Genomic DNA, 17,852 nt, shown 5'->3' with positions numbered 1-17,852 from the left:
TCTGTGGTGAATGTGCTGGCCCCTTCGCTGGCAAGCCAGCTCCTACAGGGGCGAAGGTGGTGTCACTGCCAACATCTGTGGTGAATGTGCTGGCCTCTTCGCTGGCAAGCCAGCTCCTACAGGGGGGCGCGTTTGAGCTTCAGGGTTGTGGTGGTTGCTTGAAGACGTAGAACAGGTTCGGCTCGCTCACCAGGTACATCGTGCCGTCGTCATCCATTGCAATCCCTTCCGCTTGCGGCACGGTTTTCTGCAACCCCTGGCGCCCCTTGCTCAATGACATGGTGCTCAGCGGTCGCCCGTCCACATCCAGCTCCAGAATCAGCCGCGACTCGTCGGACAACGCCAGCAAGTGGCCGCTGCGCTCGTCGTATTGCAGGCTCGACAGGTCCCGCACGAACATCCCGGCATCACGCTTGGGATTATTGACCACGTGCACCGCATAGGATTTTTCCGGGTTGTAATGCGGGAAGCCTTGCACTTCGTAGATCAGCATCGGGTCGCGCTCCTTTGCCACGAACAGTCGCTTGCCCACCGAGTCATAGGCCAACCCCTCAAAGCCCTTGTTACTGCTCATGTGCACGCCGAGGGTGATCTGTTCGGCATCTTGCGCGTCGAGGAAGGTCGTGTCCTGTTCCAGATGAATCTTGATCAGGCGTTGCGTACGCTCGTCAGTGATCACGTAAGTGTCGGCACTGATGAACTCCACCGCTTCCGGGTCGCCGAAGCCGACCAGCGCCACGCGCCGGATGATCCGGCCGTCCAGGGACAATTCAATCAGTTCGGAATTTTTGTTGGTGACCGTGAACAGGCTTTTGCGCACCGGATCGAACGTCAGTGCGGATACATCGTCGTCCAGGCCCTCGATGACGCGCGCCTCCAGCGTGACCTGATAACGATCCAGGCCGATGGATTGCGTGCTCTCCGGTTGCCAAAGCGTATGCATGTTGAACCAGGCGCGCTCGAACAGGCGCAGGTATTGGCCGAACGCAACCAGCACGCTCAGCGCTATCGCCAGGAACATCAGTATCAGGGGTTTGGGACGGGCAAGTCGGCGCATTCAAGTTAGCTCGGATTCAAGACTGGCGGATGAAATACCACGGCAGTCTGAATTGAAGCTTAATGGCCAGTGGCCTTGCACCACAACCCGTCCCTGTGCCCCGGGCGGCGTTCCGACGATGGGGTTGAACGATAACGCGTACTTCCTGATGGATCACGTCAGCTTCCAGTCCATCGTCGGAACGCCGCCCGGAGCAAGCTCGCTCCTACAAGGGCGTTATTTCTGCTTTTCGAAGCGATAGAACAGATTCGGCTCGCTCACCATATACAGGGTGCCAGCCTCGTCCATGGTGACGCCTTCTGCGCGCGGAATGGTCTTGCTCAAACCATTGAAACCGCCCAGCAGGGTCATGAAGCTGACTTGCTCGCCCTTCTCGTCCAATTCCAGCAACAGGTGAGAATCGGCGGACAATACCAGGGTGTGACCGGTGCGCGGGTCGATGGCCAGGGCCGACAGGTTGCGGATATCCAATTCATCACTGGCGATTTTCTGCTTGTCGCCCGTGAGGGTCTGGCTGCCATCGCTGTTCCAGCCGAACAGCGCCGGTGGACGTTCTTCACCCAGCAGCAACTGCCGCTTGCGCGCATCCCAGGCGACTGCCTCGAAGGCCTTGTTCTGGTTTTTCGAAGGGCCGAGGTCGTATTTCGGGAAGTCGGCGATATTCAGTTCGCGGGTGTCGGCATCGACCTTGACGATGGAGAGCAGGTGATTGCGTTCATCGACCATGGCCAGCAGGCCGTTGCCCATCGCGGTCACACCTTCCGGGTTGCTCCAGCCCACCAAGGGCATTTTGCGCAAGACATCACCCTGCAAGGTCAGCTCGACCAGGAAGGGATTTTTGCCCATGACCGAAAACAGGGTGTTGGTCTGCGAATCGTAGGTCAGGTCCGAAGCCTCGTCCTTTTCCATGCCCGGCAGCACCTTGGCGTCGATCACTGCGCGGTAGTCCGGCAACCAGATGCTCTCCTGGCGCTCGGCAGGGCTTTCGAAACGTTCCAGGACCCAGAGCACGCCCCGGTCATCCCAATGCATCGCGAATGCGAGGCCATACGCGGCTGCAGCCGCGAGCAACAGCCATGAATACCAGCGCATGAAAAAGCGCGAGCGGCGGGCAGGTTTGAGGGCGGTCTGCGGTTGGGTCGGCATCAAGGGAAGCGTTCCAGAAATTCAGGCCAAGGGGTAATAGCACAAATGGGCTCGGCTCAGGCGCCGCACGCCCCGGAATTATCCTGACAAGATGTGAAAAAAACGGGAAATGGCGGGAAAGCCCCGCGCGGGCGCGATCCCCTGTAGGAGCGAGCTTGCTCGCGATGGGCTCAAGAGCGCCGCGTTTAATCAGTAAACACGCGTTATCGTTAACGACCATCGCGAGCAAGCTCGCTCCTACAGGGGGGATGCGTCGATTTAGCGGACGTTGCTTGTGAAGCTGCTGGCGCCCGGCAGTTCCAGGACCAGTTCGTCACCGACGTTCAGCGGGCCGACGCCCACCGGTGTACCGGTGAGGATCACGTCACCGGCCTGCAGCGAGAAGCAGCCAGCCATGTACTGGATCATCGGCACGATCGGATTGAGCATGTCCTTGCTGTTGCCATCCTGGCGAACTTCGCCATTGATGGTCAGGCGAATGCCGATGTCGGTCAGGTCGGCAAAAGTGCTGCCGGACACAAACGGAGCAATCACCGCCGCCCCGTCGAAGGACTTGGCGATTTCCCAGGGCAGGCCCTTGGCTTTGAGCTCGGCCTGCTTGTCGCGCAGGGTCAGGTCCAGGGCCGGGGCGAAACCGGAAATGGCGTCGAGCACTTCTTCACGGCTCGGCCTGGTCGACAAAGGCTTGCCGATCAGTACGGCGATTTCCGCTTCGTAATGCACCGAGCCACGTTCGGCAGGAATGCTGAAGCCGCCTTCCAGCGACACGACGCAACTGCCCGGTTTTATGAACAGCAACGGCTCTGTTGGTACCGGGTTGTCCAGTTCCTTGGCGTGTTCGGCGTAGTTGCGGCCGATGCACACCACCTTCCCCAACGGGAAGTGAATGCGCGTACCGTCGACATACTGGTGCTGATAGCTCATTACCGACTCCTGATTCGTGCTCTTAAAGTTTGAAGAATCAAACAGCGAAAATCTTGCCCGGGTTCATGATCCCGTTCGGGTCGAACACCGCTTTGACGGCTTTCATGTACTCGATCTCAACGGGCGAACGGCTGTAGGTCAAGTAATCACGCTTGGTCATGCCCACGCCATGCTCGGCGGAAATCGAGCCGTTGTACTTCTCGACGGTTTCGAACACCCACTTGTTGACGGTCGCGCACTTGGCAAAGAACTCGTCCTTGCTCAGGTTTTCCGGCTTGAGGATGTTCAGGTGCAGGTTGCCGTCGCCGATGTGGCCGAACCAGACGATCTCGAAGTCCGGATAGTGTTCGCCGACGATCCCGTCGATTTCCTTCAGGAACGCCGGGACTTTCGACACAGTGACTGAAATGTCGTTCTTGTACGGCGTCCAGTGGGAGATGGTTTCGGAGATGTACTCGCGCAACTTCCACAGGTTCTGCAACTGGGTCTCGCTCTGGCTCATCACCCCGTCAAGCACCCAACCCTGCTCGACGCAGTGTTCGAAGGTTTCCAGGGCCAGGTTGGCCACTTCTTCGGTGGTCGCTTCGAATTCCAGCAGTGCGTAGAACGGGCAATCGGACTCGAACGGCGCCGGCACGTCACCGCGGCCCATGACTTTTGCCAAGGCTTTATCGGAGAAGAATTCGAACGCGGTCAGATCGAGCTTGCTCTGGAAGGCGTGCAGTACCGGCATTATCGAATCGAAATCGGCGGTACCCAGGACCATGGCGGTGAGGTTTTTCGGCGCACGGTCCAGGCGCATGGTCGCTTCGACCACAAAACCGAGGGTGCCTTCAGCGCCGATGAACAGCTGACGCAGGTCGTAGCCGGTGGCGTTCTTGATCAGGTCCTTGTTCAGTTCCAGAAGGTCCCCTTTGCCGGTCACGACTTTCATGCCCGCCACCCAGTTACGGGTCATCCCGTAGCGAATGACCTTGATCCCGCCGGCATTGGTGCCGATATTGCCGCCAATCTGGCTGGAACCTGCGGAAGCGAAATCCACCGGGTAGTACAGGCCTTTTTCTTCAGCCACATTCTGCAATTGCTCGGTGACCACGCCTGGCTGGCAGACGGCGGTGCGGTCTGTCAGGTTCACGTCGAGAATCTGATTCATATAGTCGAAAGACACCACCACTTCACCGTTCGCCGCCACGGCAGCCGCGGACAACCCTGTGCGTCCACCGGACGGCACCAGCGCCACTTTGTGCGCGTTGGCCCAGCGCACGACGGCCTGAACCTGCTCGGTGGTCTTGGGGAAGACGATGGCCGACGGAGCCGGGGCGAAATGCTTGGTCCAATCCTTGCCGTAAGCATTCAGGGAGTCGGCGTCGGTCAGCACCTTGCCAGGCTCAACCAGGGTCTTCAGCTCATCAATCAGGGCAGGATTGGTCATCGACAGAACTCTCGAACAATTCATGGTCATCCTGAGAACGCTTCACGTCGCAGGAATGGGTGTTTAGCGGGGCGCTTATGCTAGCATACCGACCCCGCGCTATAGTGCCCAACGGCTGTTCCGCGGCGACGGCTGTCATGCCGCTCGGGTCAGCGTCTGCTGGCTACTTCCCTGCCAATTTTCTCCGGGATACAGGTTTACGCAGATGAGCAAGACTTCTCTCGATAAGAGCAAGATCAAGTTCCTTCTTCTCGAAGGCGTCCACCAATCGGCTGTCGACGTCCTCAAGGCGGCGGGCTACACCAGCATCGAGTACCTCACAGGTTCTCTGCCGGAAGCCCAGCTCAAGGAAAAGATCGCCGATGCTCACTTCATCGGCATTCGCTCGCGCACTCAACTGACCGAAGAGATCTTCGATCATGCGAAGAAGCTCGTCGCTGTAGGTTGTTTCTGCATCGGCACCAACCAGGTTGACCTGAACGCGGCTCGTGAACGCGGCATTGCGGTATTCAACGCGCCATACTCCAACACGCGTTCCGTTGCCGAGCTGGTGCTGGCCGAAGCGATCCTGTTGCTGCGCGGTATCCCTGAGAAGAATGCCTCCTGCCACCGTGGCGGCTGGATCAAGAGCGCAGCCAACTCCTTCGAAATCCGCGGCAAGAAGCTGGGCATTGTCGGTTACGGCTCGATCGGTACCCAACTGTCGGTCCTGGCGGAAGGCCTGGGCATGCAGGTGTACTTCTATGACACCGTGACCAAACTGCCTCTGGGCAACGCTACCCAGGTGGCGAGCCTGACGGAATTGCTGGGCATGTCCGACATCGTCACCCTGCACGTTCCGGAAACCGCGGCGACCCAGTGGATGATCGGCGAGAAGGAAATCCGTGCCATCAAGAAGGGCGGGATCCTGATCAACGCCGCTCGCGGCACCGTGGTCGAGCTGGACGCCCTGGCGGACGCGATCAAGGACAAGCACCTGATCGGCGCGGCCATCGACGTGTTCCCGGTGGAGCCACGCTCCAACGAAGAAGAGTTCGAAAGCCCGCTGCGTGGCCTGGACAACGTGATCCTGACCCCGCACATCGGTGGTTCCACTGCCGAGGCGCAAGCCAACATCGGTCTGGAAGTGGCAGAAAAACTGGTCAAGTACAGCGACAACGGGACTTCGGTATCGTCGGTGAACTTCCCGGAAGTGGCCCTGCCGGCTCACCCTGGCAAGCACCGTTTGCTGCACATCCACGAAAACATCCCGGGTGTGCTCAGCGAGATCAACAAGGTCTTCGCCGAAAACGGCATCAACATTTCCGGTCAGTTCCTGCAGACCAACGAGAAAGTCGGTTACGTCGTGATCGACGTCGATGCCGATTACTCGGAAATGGCCCAAGAGAAGCTGCAGCACATCAACGGCACCATTCGTTGCCGTGTATTGTTCTAAAGGAGCAGCTACAAGCGGCAAGTTCAAGCGGCAAGTACGCTTGCCTTAGCTTGACGCTTATAGCTTGCAGCTGAAAAAAGGGAGACCCGAGGGTCTCCCTTTTTTCATGCCGGGTGAAAAGTTACTTCACCGTCACGGTGATTTTTTCGGAAACGATCGGCGGATCAAACGGGATATGACCGCTGTCACCCAGTTCAAGCTGCAGAGTATGCTTGCCCGGTGCCAGTTTTATTTCAGCCTGAGTCTGCGCCTTGCCGAAATGCATATGGTTGGCATCCGTTGGAATCGGAGCACCGGCGGCTGGCAATTTGTCGACATCGATCAGCAAGTGGTGATGACCGGTATTTTTGGTGACATCACCCGCTGGCGCCAGCGAGATGTCCTTGACGGCGAATTTGACGACGAAGGTCTGCCCAACCGTGGCACCATCTTTGGGAGAAACGATGGACACTTCTGCTCCTTTGGGCGCCGGTGTGGCAGCGGTTGCCAGCATCGAAGCCCCCATCAGCAGGCTCGCCAATACTGCTCGTGACATAAAGGTTTTCATTCTGTTCTCCAGTTTTTCCATAAAATCGGCGCGGCCATGACAACTTCACGGCCATTCGTTGTCGAAGGCTCTCGACAACCATAGCAAAGCGAGCCCGACCCAGAGCATCGCGATAATGAATTCAAAGGAGTGACCATGCGTTTTTTGCCTGGCCTGATCTGCCTGCTACCCCTTTTGAGCCCCTTGGCTCATGCCGAACTGATTGACGATGTAAACGACCGTGGCGAATTGCGCATTGCCCTTGAGGCTAATACACCACCCTTCAATTTCAAGGACGACGGCAAACTGACGGGCTTCGAAGTTGAATTGGGTCAGTTGTTGGCCCAGGAACTGGATGTGCGGTCCGACTTCGTCATTACCGATTCCGGCGACATGCTGGCCGGTGTCGAAAGCGGCAAGTACGACGTTGCCATCAACCACATAGCAATGACCCCGGAACTCAAGGATCGTTTCGACTTCAGCGCACCTTACATTCATACAAAAGCGCAATTGATCGCGCAGAAAGACGAGCAACCGCGTTCGATTCTGTTGGTGCAGTCGCTGACGGAAGAAAAACCCAAAGCCGCGCCGGAGGTGGGCCTGGCAATTCCATTCCAGAAGGGCAACCCGGCGTTTCACGCCAGCCTGGAGAATGCGCTGCAGCGGATCAAGGCGGATGGGCGATTGGAGGCGTTGGAACAGAAATGGTTTGGCGCTGAGGCGGGTGTGGCCCCGAAACCCTGAAGCCACTGACGGTCCCCTGTAGGAGCGAGCTTGCTCCGGGCGGCGTTCCGACGATGGACTCAAGAGCGCCGCGTTTAACCAGCGAACACGCGTTATCGTTAACGACCATCGCGAGCAAGCTCGCTCCTACAGGGGTTTTGTGTGGGGCATCAGATTTTCAGTGCGGCGGCTGCTTCAGCCAGTTCCAGCTCGCTGAAGACTCGCACACCATGGCGCTTGAGCAACGCCGCCGTCACCCCCTCGCCGCTAACCTTCACCCCACTGAATGTCCCGTCATAGGTCAACAGATTCCCGCAAGACGGGCTGTTGGCCTTGAGCACGGCAACGCGGATCCCGTGCCGTTGCACCAGCTCCAGCGCCTGATAAGCCCCTGCGAGAAACTCGGCACTGACATCCGCGCCCTCGGTGGTGATCACTGACGCATGACCATCGAGCACCTCACCACCCTGCCCACCCGGAATTTCCGCCGCCGCCCGGGGCGTCGGCAACCCACCGGCCACTTCCGGACACAATGGAACAACCCGACCTTCGTCGAGCCACTGCTGGAGCTGATCGAACGGACCGCTGGCCCCGCCGTCGTAACGTACGCGGTGACCCAGCAGACAGCGGCTTACCAGAATTTTCTGCATGATCAGAACGGCTCGTTGCCGCGACGCCGGAACCAGCCGGTCAACGACAGGCGCTCGCGCATCGCGGGCAGGACTTCGTGCGGCACCTCTCCCGACAGGAACACCACCAGGCATCCGCCGACAGGCACCACATCGTATTCGACCCCTTTATCCAGGTACATGCGCAACTGACCGCCGTGCTCGGGCAGCCAGGCGTCATTGAGGTAAACCACCGCCGAGACCATGCGTCTGTCATCGTCGCGGAAGCGGTCGAGATGCTTGAGGTAGAAAGCGCCGGGCGGATACAGGGCGAAATGGCTTTCGAAATCCTCCAGGCCCAGGTACAAGCCGCGATTCATCGCCTCGCGCAGGCTGTCCATCAGCACCAGATAGCTGTCGCAAGCCTGTGCCTGGCCGGGCTCGATCCACTGGATATGGTCGCCGCGAATGCCCTCGCGCACTTCCGATGTCGGCCCGCGGCCCACGGCGGCCGGGGCCAGTTCACCCTCGGCCGCACGTTTACGGCACTCGGCCGCCAGTTCTTGGGTCAGACCCAGTGGCAGGAAAATATTCTGCTGCGACCAGCCGTGCTCGGCCAGGTCGTCGACGATACGTAACAGCAGCGGGTGATCAGAGGGTATTTGCATGGCGCGCATAGTATTCCTGTGCCTGGAAATCCGACAGAGCCACGCAGCGGGTTGATACGAATTCTCGACAAGTACCCATGCCCCACGGAGAATAGTCGCCTGCCGACAGGAGCCCCTATGCGTCGTTTGCTTTTCTCACTGCTGATGTTCTGCGTTATGCCCGCCTGGGCAGACGGCCACGACCAGTTGTACAAGGTCGCCGGCTGGCCAGAACAACGCGCGCATTTCAACGACGCTCTTTCGGCCGCTCAACAGCGCTACCAGAACAGCCTGCCGCCTGCGGTGTTCCAGGCACTGGTCAACAACAGCAATCAACGCTTTGCCCCCAAGGCCGTGGACCAGCGCGCCGAAGCACAACTGCGCAAGACTCTCGCCGATCCAAAACCGGCGCTGACGTTTTTCCAGTCGCCCCTGGGCAAAAAAATAGTAGCCGCCGAATTGCTGGCGACCCGTCGCGACCAACTGGCCAAAAACGCCAAGGGCTTACCGAAGATCCAGGCCAGCGACAGCCGCCTGCTGATCATCGGCCACCTGGCCCAGGCGCTGCCCGCTCGCGAGGCCGGTGCCGAAGTCAGCCTGGCGATTGCCGGTGTCGCAGCCGACAGCCTGAGCTCGATGATCCCCGGCCTGCTCGGCGGTGGTCAGGCGCAAGGCATGTTGAACGGGCAGCGCCAGCGCCTGATGGACCAGATCGGCAGCGATTTGAACAACACGCTGCTGTATGTCTACCGTGATCTGTCGGATAACGAGCTGGAGGAGTTCGCCACCTTTGCCGAGTCGGCGGAAGGCCAGGCTTATTACAAGGCGGCGTTGGCGGCGATTCGGGCGGGGTTGGCGGTGGGGCAGGATACTTCCACGCTTCGCCAATGATCTTTAGCGCCTGCAAGGGCCCCATCGCGAGCAAGCTCGCTCCCACAGTTGAATGCGTTGTTCAGACAAGCACAGTCTAATGTGGGAGCGAGCTTGCTCGCGATGGGGCCCGAACTGACGCTAAAGATTCCTGCCCTTGACCCGCTTGCTCAAAAACCCGAAATACTCCCCCCGCAACGCCAGCGTCTCATTCGCCAGATGATGCCGCGCCTCAGGCAGCATCAACACCTGCGGCTGATCGAACTTGGCCTTCAACACCGCAAGGTTATGTTGCCAATCCACCGTCATATCCGCCTGCCCCTGCACAATCAGCGGCCGCCGCGTGCTGCCCGGCGCGGCTTCGATGCGCTTGATCCATCGCGCCAGCGCACCGACCCAGGCGGTCGGCAAACGCAGCGGCTGCAGCGGATCAGCCTGCAAAAACGGCAAGAAATCCGGGTCGTTGGAGTTCTCGCTGAAGCGTCGGGCGATGGCCTTTACGAAAGGCTTGAGCAGGTAATAACTCACTTGCGACCAGCCCCAGGCCCGTGGCCTTACCAACGGCGACAGCAGGATCACCTGCCCCTGCGCCGGACTGCTTGCCCCCGCATTGAGCACATGATCGATCACGATCGCACCGCCGGTGCTTTGCCCGCACAGGTGCCAAGGTTGCGGCAGATCAAGCGAGCGCGCCTCGACGAACAAGCCTTGCAGCATGTCCTGATACTCGGCGAAATCCTTGATGCTCGCGCGCTCACCGCTGGACAGGCCATGCCCTGGCAAGTCACAGGCAATCACGGCGAACCCCTGGTCCAGCGCCCACTCGATCACATGTCGGTAAAGCCCGGTGTGGTCATAAAAGCCGTGGAACAAAAACAGCGTCGCCCTGGCCTGCTGCGGCCACCAGAACTGGCAGACCACCTCATAACCATCCACCTCGAAACGACCCAGGCCGCTACGCAGGTGGCGCCCCGGAAAATCGAGCCCGTAGAAACGCTGGTAGGCCAACGCTTCCTCCGACAGCGGCCGCGCCTCAGCCAGGGGCTGCAAACTGGCACGCAGATGATCGGGGTCGAAAGTGGCAGACATGGACGATTCCAGCACATGAAACGGCGTTTATGGACCTGCGATATTCATCTGTCGCGGCAAGCATGGCAAGCTGGGCGATCTTCGAGGATTGAAACCCATGCGTTCGCCCTACCGCGCCCCCCTGCTTGCCTGCCTGCTCGCCCTGGTGTGTGCCGCTGTGCTCTGGGCCGCCTATGACTGGTTTCAGGGACGCTACCTGCGCGCGTTCAGTTCGCACACCGCCGTGTTTTCCGGCGACCCGTTGCGCCTGCCCGATAATCTCGCCGGCCCCGGCGCCATCCGCCTGGTGCACTTCTGGGACCCGGCCTGCCCGTGCAACGTCGGCAATCAACAACACCTGGGCGAACTGGTCGAGCAGTATGGACCCCAGGGCGTGGAGTTCTACGCGGTACAAAAGCCCGGCAGCCACGGACAGTTGCCGAGCACCTTGAGCAGTCTGAAAGCCATCAGCATCCTGCCGGGCGCCGAACAGATCCCCGCCAGCCCGGCCGTGGCGATCTGGGATCGCAGCGGCAAACTGGCGTACTTCGGCCCGTACAGCGAAGGCCTGACCTGCAATTCCAGTAACAGTTTTATCGAGCCTATCCTGCAGGCGTTGAACCAGGGCAGAACAGTCGATGCCACGCACACGTTGGCCGTTGGGTGTTATTGCCCGTGGCCTGTCGATCCAACGAAGTAGGAAAAACCCCGCAATACGAATCCCTCCTTAGGGCGATGGGCCGATTCGCCGAGCCGTGTTAAACAGTGGCGCCAGGGAACAGCTGCCACCCAATAACAACAAGGAATCACCATGAAACGTAGCCTGTCCGTCCTCGCCCTGCTGATTGTCGCGCTCGCCGCGGGCGCCGGCGGGTACGTTTACAGCAAGCAGCCGACACGCCAGGGCATGGTCGAGCTGCAACACCTGCAAGGTTCGGTCACCGTGCGCTACGACGAGCGCGGCATCCCGCACATCCGCGCGGAAAACGAGCCGGACCTGTATCGCGCCCTCGGCTACGTGCACGCCCAGGATCGGCTGTTCCAGATGGAAGTCCTGCGTCGCCTCGCTCGCGGGGAACTGGCCGAAGTGCTGGGCCCGAAACTGCTCGATACCGACAAGCTGATGCGCAGCCTGCGCATCCGCGAACGGGCCGAAACCTACCTGGCGAACATGGACCAACAGTCACCGGCCTTCATCGCCATGCAAGCCTATCTGGACGGCATCAACCAGTATCAGGACAGCCATGCAACACCCGTGGAGTTCGATGTACTGGGCATTGCCAAGCGCCCGTTCACCGCCCAGGACACCATCAGCATCGCCGGGTACATGGCCTACAGTTTTGCCGCGGCGTTTCGCACCGAGCCCTTGTTGACTTACGTGCGCGATCAGTTGGGAGCCAACTACCTGAATGTCTTCGATCTCGACTGGCAGCCCAAAGGCGTGCTGGCGAAGACGCCCGGCGGCACCGTGCCGTCCCTGGCCAGCGCCGACTGGAAAGATCTCAACGCCCTCGCCCGCCTCAGCGAACAGGCACTGGCCGACAACGGCCTGCCGCAATTCGAGGGCAGCAACGCCTGGGTGGTCTCCGGCAGTCGTACCCAGAGTGGCAAGCCGCTGTTGGCCGGTGATCCGCATATCCGCTTTTCCGCGCCGTCGGTGTGGTACGAAGCGCAGCTATCGGCCCCAGGCTTCGAGCTCTACGGTCACTACCAGGCGTTGATGCCGTTCGCCTCCCTCGGGATGAACCGCGACTTCGGCTGGAGCATCACCATGTTCCAGAACGATGACCTGGATCTGATCGCCGAGAAGGTCAATCCGCAGAACCCGAATCAGGTGTGGTATCGCGGCAAGTGGGTCGACATGGTGAGCAGCGAACAGCAGATCGCGGTCAAAGACCAGGCGCCGGTGACGCTGGTGCTGCGTCAGTCGCCCCACGGTCCGATCGTCAACGATGCACTTGGCAACAGCGTCGGCAAAACACCGATCGCCATGTGGTGGGGCTTTCTTGAAAGCCAGAATCCGATCATCGAGGGTTTCTACCAGCTCAACCGCGCCGACACCCTGGCCAAGGCGCGCAGTGCCGCCGCCAAGGTCCAGGCGCCGGGGCTGAACATCGTCTGGGCCAATGCCAAGGGCGATATCGGCTGGTGGGCGGCCGCGCAATTGCCCAAACGTCCGGCGGGTGTGCGGCCGTGGTTCATCCTCGACGGCAGCACCGCCGAAGCGGACAAGGAAGGCTTCCACCCGTTCAGCGCCAACCCGCAGGAAGAGAACCCGGCACGCGGCTATATCGTCTCGGCCAATTTCCAACCGACATCGCCCACCGGGATGGAGATTCCCGGTTACTACAACCTGGCCGATCGCGGTCAGCAGCTCAATCGCCAGCTCAGCGACAAAAACATCAAGTGGGATCTGGCCGCCAGCCAGAAGCTGCAGCTGGGCACGACCACCGCCTACGGGCCACGCTTGCTCGCGCCGTTGTTGCCGGTACTGCGCGAAGTGGTGAGCGATCCGGCCGAACTCAAGCTGGTGGAGCAGCTGGCCCGGTGGACAGGTGATTACCCGCTTGAGTCCACCAGCGCGACGCTGTTCAACCAGTTCCTGTTCAACCTGGCTGACGCGGCGATGCATGATGAGCTGGGTAATGATTTCTTCGAAACGCTGCTCTCGACCCGGGTGATCGACGCTGCACTGCCGCGTCTGGCGGCAACCGCCGACTCGCCGTGGTGGGACAACCGCAACACCCTGGGCAAGGAAACCCGCGCCGACACGGTCAAGGTGGCCTGGCAAGCGAGCCTCGCGCACCTCAAGGCCACCCTGGGTGCGGATGTCGCGCAATGGCAGTGGGGCAAGGCGCACACCTTGACCCATGGCCATCCACTGGGGCAGCAAAAGCCGCTGGACCGGGTCTTCAACGTCGGCCCGTTCGCCGCTCCCGGTGCGCACGAAGTACCGAACAACCTCTCCTCAAAGATCGGCCCGGCACCGTGGCCGGTGACCTACGGGCCGTCGACCCGACGCCTGATCGACTTCGCCGACCCGGCCCACAGCCTGACCGTCAACCCGGTTGGTCAGAGTGGTGTGCCGTTTGACAGGCATTTTGATGACCAGGCCGAGGCGTATATCGAAGGGGAGTATTTCCAGGCGTATCTGAATGAGGAGGAAGTGACGGCCAATACCAGGAGCACGTTGAAGCTGCTGCCGGCGCGGGCTGCGCAGTAGATTTTTGTTGTCTGGGTTGACGTCTTCGCGAGCAGGCTCGCTCCCACAAGGGATCGGTGGCGCGGGCTGCGCAGTAGATTTTTGTTGTCTGGGGTGACGTCTTCGCGAGCAGGCTCGCTCCCACAAGGGATCGGTGGCGCGGGCTGCGCAGTAGATTTTGGTTGTCTGGGCTGCCGTCTTCGCTGGCAAGCCAGCTCCTACAGGGGATCGGCGGCGCATACGATTTTTGTGTCCACCGCAGATCAGAATGTGGGATCGAGACCGGCTGCCGGCGATGAGGCCCTGACAGGCACCAACACTGTCAGCTCACACCACCGCCGCAAAATTCATCCTGAACTGCTGCGGTGTCACCCCAAGCCGGCGGTTGAACACACTGCGCATATGCTGGGCATCGCGAAAGCCACATTGATAGGCCACGGTCTTGAGCGGCGAATGGGTGCTCTCGAGCAGTACCCGGGCCGCATCCACCCGGGCCCGTTCGACGAATTCCGCCGGGGTGACTTTCGCCTCCCTGGCAAACACCCGGGAAAAGTTGCGGGCGCTCATGTTGGCGGCGTTGGCCAGGTCGGCAATCGTCAGGTCGCCGGTGAGATTGGCCAGCACGTAATGCTGCACCAGCGCCACTGCCGAGGTAGGTTCAGCATGGGGTGTGAGGAATGGGCTGAACTGCGATTGGCCACCCGAGCGTTGGGTGAAGACCACCAGCCGCTTGGCCACGCTCAGGGCCACTTCCGGCCCATGATCCCGCCCCAGCAGGAACAACGACAAATCGATCCCCGCCGTGACCCCGGCCGAGGTGTACAGCTCGCCATCCTGCACATACAGGCGATCGGCCTCGACCCGGGTCGAAGGGCATAACGCTGCCAGTGCCACCGCATCGCCCCAATGGGTGGTTACCGTTCTTCCATCGAGCAAGCCGGCCCGGGCGAGGATGAAGGCGCCGTTGCAGATCGAGCCAAAACGTTGCGCCGACGCACTGGCATCGCGCAGCCAGGCATCGAATGCCGCACCGAAGCTAATAAACGGCAACTGCGGCCCACCGGCCACCAGCAGCAAGTCATAAGCTTGCAACGCCTCGCTGAAATGCCGATGGGCATTGAGCGACAAACCGTTGGAACACGCTATCACCCCGCGCTCGACGCCGATCACTTCCAGGCGATAGTGATCTTGCGGCGCCAGGAAGCGATTGGCTTCGCAGAACACATCCATGGGGCCGGTGACGTCCAGGGACTGGACGCCGGTGAAGACCACGATGGCAACGGTTTTTTGCATGGTTCAAACCGCCTTCAATGGATTGACGCCGCAATGACGGCAAACACAAAACCTGTGGGAGCGAGCTTGCTCGCGATAGCGGAGTGTCAGTCAATATTGATGTTGAATGTAACTCCGTCATCGTCGGAACGCCGCCCGGAGCAAGCTCGCTCCCACAGGGACTGCGTTTGATCGACCGACTCCGCCAACCCTAGCCAATCCGCGCGCAACAAGCGAGGTGGCGCGATATGGCTGTTGATTGGCAAGGATCGCAGCCATGGATCGATTGTCCGGTTCGGGGTCCCGGAACAGACTTGATCCATCAGCGCCGCCACGGCGTTCTGCACGAGGAAAGCCCCCATGAGCAGCACCATCGCCGGTATCAAAATCCCCGACAGCGCCCTGGCCCGGGCCACCACCGAATACATTCGCGACGTCGAGCCGGATCTGCTGTATCACCACTCGCGCCGGGTGTTCCTGTTCGGCGCCCTGAGCGGTGAGCGCAAGCAACTGGCCTACGACCCCGAATTGTTGTACGTCGGTGCGATGTTCCATGACCTGGGCCTGGTGGAAGGCCATCGCAGTGACGTCGAGCGCTTCGAAGTCGATAGCGCCAACGCCGCCAAAGCGTTCCTGCAGCCTTACGGTTTATCGTACGACGATATCGAGCAGGTGTGGTTGTCGATTGCCCTGCACACCACGCCGGGCGTGCCGCAACACCTGCGTCCCAACGTGGCGCTGGTCACGGCCGGGGTAGAAATGGACGTGCTGGGTATCGACTATGCCGCGTTCCCGACCGCGCAGCGTGAGGCGGTGGTGCATGCGCATCCACGGGGTGACGGGTTCAAGGAATGCATCCTGTGTGCCTTTGCCAATGGCTTCAAGCACAAGCCGGATACCACGTTCGGCACCGTGAATGCGGATGTGCTGGTGGACAGTGAGGCGGGGTTCAAGCCGATGAATTTTGTCGAGATCATCCGCAAATCGCCGTGGGTTGCCTAGAACCCTGTAGGAGCGAGCTTGCTCGCGATGGACGTCAGGGCGCCGCGTTCATCCAGGAAGTCCTCGTCATCGTTAACGTCCATCGCGAGCAAGCTCGCTCCTACAGGGGGATCGGGTTGGCCACACCAGGGTGGACAACCCGACATCAGGCTCAAACCGCTTCCGGCGCCTGCTGCGCGCGACGCGCGTCCGGTTGTCTCCAGGAGTCGGCGGCGCCTTCCTCGATCGCCTGCTGGATCGCACGCTTGCGACTTTCTTCGGCACGGCGGCTGAAGAACCAGACCAGGAACGTCATCAGCGATACCGCCAGCAGAATCAGGCTGGCCACGGCGTTGATCTCGGGTTTGACCCCAAGGCGCACCGCCGAGAACACTTCCATCGGCAAGGTCGTCGAACCCGGCCCCGACACGAAGCTCGCCAACACCAGGTCATCCAGCGACAGGGCAAACGACATCATGCCGCCCGCCCCCAGGGATGGCGCGATCATCGGGATGGTAATCAGGAAGAACACCTTCCATGGCCGCGCCCCGAGATCCATTGCCGCCTCTTCGATGGACAGGTCCAGCTCACGCAAGCGCGCCGACACCACCACCGCCACATACGCCGCACAGAACGTGGTGTGGGCGATCCAGATGGTGATGATGCCACGCTCCTGGGGCCAACCGATCATCTGTGCCATCGCCACGAACAGCAGCAACAGCGACAGACCAGTGATCACTTCCGGCATCACCAGGGGCGCGGTGACCAGGCCACCGAACAGCGTACGCCCCTTGAAATGGGTGATACGGGTCAGCACGAACGCCGCCAGCGTACCCAGTGCTACCGCCGCCACCGCCGTGTAGCAGGCGATTTCCAGCGAGCGCACCACCGAGCCCATCAGTTGGGTGTTGTCCATCAATCCGACGTACCACTTGATCGACCAGCCACCCCAGACCGTCACCAGTTTCGAGGCGTTGAACGAGTAGATCACCAGGATCAGCATCGGCGCGTAGATAAACAGCAAACCCGCTATCAGCATGAAACTTGAGAAACGGAAGCGCTTCATTCCTTGCCCTCCATTTCTTTGGCCTGGCTACGGTTGAACAGAATGATCGGCACAATCAGGATCAGCAGCATGACCACCGCCAGGGCAGAGGCCACCGGCCAGTCACGGTTGTTGAAGAACTCTTGCCACAGCACTTTACCGATCATCAGGGTTTCCGGACCACCTAGCAGTTCCGGGATCACGAACTCGCCCACGACCGGGATGAACACCAGCATGCAACCGGCGACGATACCGTTCTTGGACAGGGGAATGGTGATCTTCCAGAAGCTGTTGAAGGTGCTCGAACCCAGGTCGGACGCGGCCTCCAGCAGGCTGTTGTCGTGTTTCACGAGGTTGGCGTAGAGCGGCAGGATCATGAAGGGCAGGTACGAATACACCACACCGATATACACGGCGAGGTTGGTGTTGAGGATCTGCAGCGGTTCGTCGATCCAGCCCATGGTCATCAGGAAGCCGTTGAGCAGACCGTTGTTGCTGAGGATGCCCATCCACGCATAAACGCGGATCAGGATCGCGGTCCAGGTCGGCATCATGATCAGCAGCACCAGCACCGTTTGCATCTCTTTGCGGGCACTGGCGATGGCGTAGGCCATCGGGTAGCCGATCAGCAAACAGAGGACGGTGCTGATCAGCGCCATCTTCAACGAGCCGAGGTAAGCGGCGATGTATAACTCGTCGTCGGCCAGCATCGCGTAGTTGCTCAGGTTAAGCAGCAACTGCAGCTTTTGGTCGAGGTAGCTGTAAATCTCGGTGTACGGCGGAATGGCCACGTCGGCTTCGGCGAAGCTGATCTTCAACACGATGAAGAACGGCAGCATGAAGAACAGGAACAGCCAGATGAAGGGAACCCCGATGACCAACTGGCGGCCACCGGGAATTATTCGATTGAGACGGC

Annotated in this window: 17 protein-coding genes; 6 read left to right on the top strand and 11 right to left on the bottom strand. The window is 60.4% G+C overall.

Annotated elements, in window-relative coordinates:
• Positions 1 to 139: 139 nt before the first annotated feature.
• The 4 genes from J2W17_RS14470 to J2W17_RS14455 all read right to left on the bottom strand — a co-directional run bounded on the left by J2W17_RS14470 (position 140) and on the right by J2W17_RS14455 (position 4,559).
• Positions 140 to 1,057: an SdiA-regulated domain-containing protein gene (locus J2W17_RS14470; RefSeq protein WP_307334940.1), complete on the bottom strand. Its 918-nt coding sequence runs from the start codon at positions 1,055 to 1,057 to the stop codon at positions 140 to 142.
• Positions 1,058 to 1,273: 216 nt separating this feature from the next.
• Positions 1,274 to 2,203 carry an SdiA-regulated domain-containing protein gene (locus J2W17_RS14465; RefSeq protein WP_307334939.1) on the bottom strand — a complete coding sequence of 310 codons (930 nt, stop codon included), beginning with the start codon at positions 2,201 to 2,203 and terminating at the stop codon, positions 1,274 to 1,276.
• A 258-nt stretch (positions 2,204 to 2,461) separates the two neighbouring features.
• On the bottom strand, positions 2,462 to 3,127 hold the full coding sequence (locus J2W17_RS14460; protein ID WP_307334937.1) for a fumarylacetoacetate hydrolase family protein: 666 nt from the start codon (positions 3,125 to 3,127) through the stop codon (positions 2,462 to 2,464).
• Between the two features lie 37 nt (positions 3,128 to 3,164).
• Positions 3,165 to 4,559: an FAD-binding oxidoreductase gene (locus tag J2W17_RS14455; protein ID WP_307334935.1), complete on the bottom strand. Its 1,395-nt coding sequence runs from the start codon at positions 4,557 to 4,559 to the stop codon at positions 3,165 to 3,167.
• A gap of 205 nt (positions 4,560 to 4,764) precedes the next feature.
• Here J2W17_RS14455 and serA point away from each other — a divergent pair, with 205 nt between their 5' ends.
• Positions 4,765 to 5,994: a phosphoglycerate dehydrogenase gene (gene serA / locus J2W17_RS14450; protein WP_307334933.1), complete on the top strand. Its 1,230-nt coding sequence runs from the start codon at positions 4,765 to 4,767 to the stop codon at positions 5,992 to 5,994.
• Between the two features lie 121 nt (positions 5,995 to 6,115).
• Here serA and J2W17_RS14445 read toward each other — a convergent pair whose 3' ends face one another.
• Positions 6,116 to 6,541, bottom strand: coding sequence for a DUF4399 domain-containing protein (locus J2W17_RS14445; protein ID WP_307334931.1), 426 nt, complete (start codon positions 6,539 to 6,541; stop codon positions 6,116 to 6,118).
• Positions 6,542 to 6,676: 135 nt separating this feature from the next.
• Here J2W17_RS14445 and J2W17_RS14440 point away from each other — a divergent pair, with 135 nt between their 5' ends.
• Complete coding sequence (locus J2W17_RS14440; RefSeq protein ID WP_307334929.1) at positions 6,677 to 7,264, top strand: transporter substrate-binding domain-containing protein; 588 nt, start codon at positions 6,677 to 6,679, stop codon at positions 7,262 to 7,264.
• Between the two features lie 149 nt (positions 7,265 to 7,413).
• Here the strand turns inward: J2W17_RS14440 and J2W17_RS14435 are convergent, their stop codons facing one another.
• Together J2W17_RS14435 and J2W17_RS14430 are read right to left on the bottom strand one after the other, a co-directional pair.
• The gene (locus J2W17_RS14435) at positions 7,414 to 7,893 is read right to left on the bottom strand and encodes a DUF523 domain-containing protein (RefSeq protein ID WP_307334927.1); all 480 of its coding nucleotides are present in this window, start codon (positions 7,891 to 7,893) and stop codon (positions 7,414 to 7,416) included.
• A 2-nt stretch (positions 7,894 to 7,895) separates the two neighbouring features.
• Positions 7,896 to 8,528, bottom strand: coding sequence for a 2OG-Fe(II) oxygenase (locus J2W17_RS14430; protein WP_307334925.1), 633 nt, complete (start codon positions 8,526 to 8,528; stop codon positions 7,896 to 7,898).
• A gap of 108 nt (positions 8,529 to 8,636) precedes the next feature.
• Here J2W17_RS14430 and J2W17_RS14425 point away from each other — a divergent pair, with 108 nt between their 5' ends.
• A complete protein-coding gene (locus tag J2W17_RS14425; RefSeq protein ID WP_307334922.1) occupies positions 8,637 to 9,389 on the top strand; it encodes a DUF2059 domain-containing protein in 753 nt (250 codons plus the stop codon).
• A 120-nt stretch (positions 9,390 to 9,509) separates the two neighbouring features.
• Here the strand turns inward: J2W17_RS14425 and J2W17_RS14420 are convergent, their stop codons facing one another.
• Positions 9,510 to 10,457, bottom strand: a complete 948-nt coding sequence (locus J2W17_RS14420; protein WP_307334919.1) for an alpha/beta hydrolase — start codon at positions 10,455 to 10,457, stop codon at positions 9,510 to 9,512.
• Between the two features lie 97 nt (positions 10,458 to 10,554).
• Here J2W17_RS14420 and J2W17_RS14415 point away from each other — a divergent pair, with 97 nt between their 5' ends.
• Positions 10,555 to 11,136: a DUF6436 domain-containing protein gene (locus J2W17_RS14415; protein ID WP_307334917.1), complete on the top strand. Its 582-nt coding sequence runs from the start codon at positions 10,555 to 10,557 to the stop codon at positions 11,134 to 11,136.
• A gap of 111 nt (positions 11,137 to 11,247) precedes the next feature.
• Positions 11,248 to 13,659 (top strand): penicillin acylase family protein, encoded by a 2,412-nt coding sequence (locus J2W17_RS14410; RefSeq protein WP_307334916.1) that lies wholly within the window; start codon positions 11,248 to 11,250, stop codon positions 13,657 to 13,659.
• Between the two features lie 306 nt (positions 13,660 to 13,965).
• Here the strand turns inward: J2W17_RS14410 and J2W17_RS14405 are convergent, their stop codons facing one another.
• Positions 13,966 to 14,931 (bottom strand): GlxA family transcriptional regulator, encoded by a 966-nt coding sequence (locus tag J2W17_RS14405; RefSeq protein WP_307334913.1) that lies wholly within the window; start codon positions 14,929 to 14,931, stop codon positions 13,966 to 13,968.
• Positions 14,932 to 15,270: 339 nt separating this feature from the next.
• Here J2W17_RS14405 and J2W17_RS14400 point away from each other — a divergent pair, with 339 nt between their 5' ends.
• The gene (locus J2W17_RS14400) at positions 15,271 to 15,912 is read left to right on the top strand and encodes an HD domain-containing protein (protein WP_307334911.1); all 642 of its coding nucleotides are present in this window, start codon (positions 15,271 to 15,273) and stop codon (positions 15,910 to 15,912) included.
• Between the two features lie 151 nt (positions 15,913 to 16,063).
• Here J2W17_RS14400 and J2W17_RS14395 read toward each other — a convergent pair whose 3' ends face one another.
• Both J2W17_RS14395 and J2W17_RS14390 read right to left on the bottom strand, forming a co-directional pair.
• Positions 16,064 to 16,957, bottom strand: coding sequence for an ABC transporter permease subunit (locus J2W17_RS14395; protein ID WP_064680325.1), 894 nt, complete (start codon positions 16,955 to 16,957; stop codon positions 16,064 to 16,066).
• Positions 16,954 to 17,835, bottom strand: a complete 882-nt coding sequence (locus tag J2W17_RS14390; RefSeq protein WP_373459981.1) for an ABC transporter permease subunit — start codon at positions 17,833 to 17,835, stop codon at positions 16,954 to 16,956. Before J2W17_RS14390 ends, J2W17_RS14395 begins: the two co-directional genes overlap by 4 nt.
• Positions 17,836 to 17,852 lie beyond the last annotated feature (17 nt).

Source organism: Pseudomonas lini (assembly GCF_030812475.1).
Taxonomy (GTDB): domain Bacteria; phylum Pseudomonadota; class Gammaproteobacteria; order Pseudomonadales; family Pseudomonadaceae; genus Aquipseudomonas; species Aquipseudomonas lini_A.
The sequence above is the reverse complement of the archived record's forward strand: the minus strand, read 5'-3'. Positions and strand labels throughout refer to the sequence as shown.

Excerpts from the sequence above, each read along its gene's own strand:
- J2W17_RS14455 (WP_307334935.1), bottom strand. The coding sequence starts at position 4,559 with ATGACCAATCCTGCCCTGATTGATGAGCTGAAGACCCTGGTTGAGCCT.
- J2W17_RS14405 (WP_307334913.1), bottom strand. The coding sequence starts at position 14,931 with ATGCAAAAAACCGTTGCCATCGTGGTCTTCACCGGCGTCCAGTCCCTG.
- J2W17_RS14440 (WP_307334929.1), top strand. The coding sequence starts at position 6,677 with ATGCGTTTTTTGCCTGGCCTGATCTGCCTGCTACCCCTTTTGAGCCCC.
- J2W17_RS14460 (WP_307334937.1), bottom strand. The coding sequence starts at position 3,127 with ATGAGCTATCAGCACCAGTATGTCGACGGTACGCGCATTCACTTCCCG.
- J2W17_RS14435 (WP_307334927.1), bottom strand. The coding sequence starts at position 7,893 with ATGCAGAAAATTCTGGTAAGCCGCTGTCTGCTGGGTCACCGCGTACGT.
- J2W17_RS14425 (WP_307334922.1), top strand. The coding sequence starts at position 8,637 with ATGCGTCGTTTGCTTTTCTCACTGCTGATGTTCTGCGTTATGCCCGCC.
- J2W17_RS14420 (WP_307334919.1), bottom strand. The coding sequence starts at position 10,457 with ATGTCTGCCACTTTCGACCCCGATCATCTGCGTGCCAGTTTGCAGCCC.
- J2W17_RS14410 (WP_307334916.1), top strand. The coding sequence starts at position 11,248 with ATGAAACGTAGCCTGTCCGTCCTCGCCCTGCTGATTGTCGCGCTCGCC.
- serA (WP_307334933.1), top strand. The coding sequence starts at position 4,765 with ATGAGCAAGACTTCTCTCGATAAGAGCAAGATCAAGTTCCTTCTTCTC.
- J2W17_RS14400 (WP_307334911.1), top strand. The coding sequence starts at position 15,271 with ATGAGCAGCACCATCGCCGGTATCAAAATCCCCGACAGCGCCCTGGCC.
- J2W17_RS14470 (WP_307334940.1), bottom strand. The coding sequence starts at position 1,057 with ATGCGCCGACTTGCCCGTCCCAAACCCCTGATACTGATGTTCCTGGCG.
- J2W17_RS14445 (WP_307334931.1), bottom strand. The coding sequence starts at position 6,541 with ATGAAAACCTTTATGTCACGAGCAGTATTGGCGAGCCTGCTGATGGGG.
- J2W17_RS14395 (WP_064680325.1), bottom strand. The coding sequence starts at position 16,957 with ATGAAGCGCTTCCGTTTCTCAAGTTTCATGCTGATAGCGGGTTTGCTG.
- J2W17_RS14415 (WP_307334917.1), top strand. The coding sequence starts at position 10,555 with ATGCGTTCGCCCTACCGCGCCCCCCTGCTTGCCTGCCTGCTCGCCCTG.
- J2W17_RS14465 (WP_307334939.1), bottom strand. The coding sequence starts at position 2,203 with ATGCCGACCCAACCGCAGACCGCCCTCAAACCTGCCCGCCGCTCGCGC.
- J2W17_RS14430 (WP_307334925.1), bottom strand. The coding sequence starts at position 8,528 with ATGCGCGCCATGCAAATACCCTCTGATCACCCGCTGCTGTTACGTATC.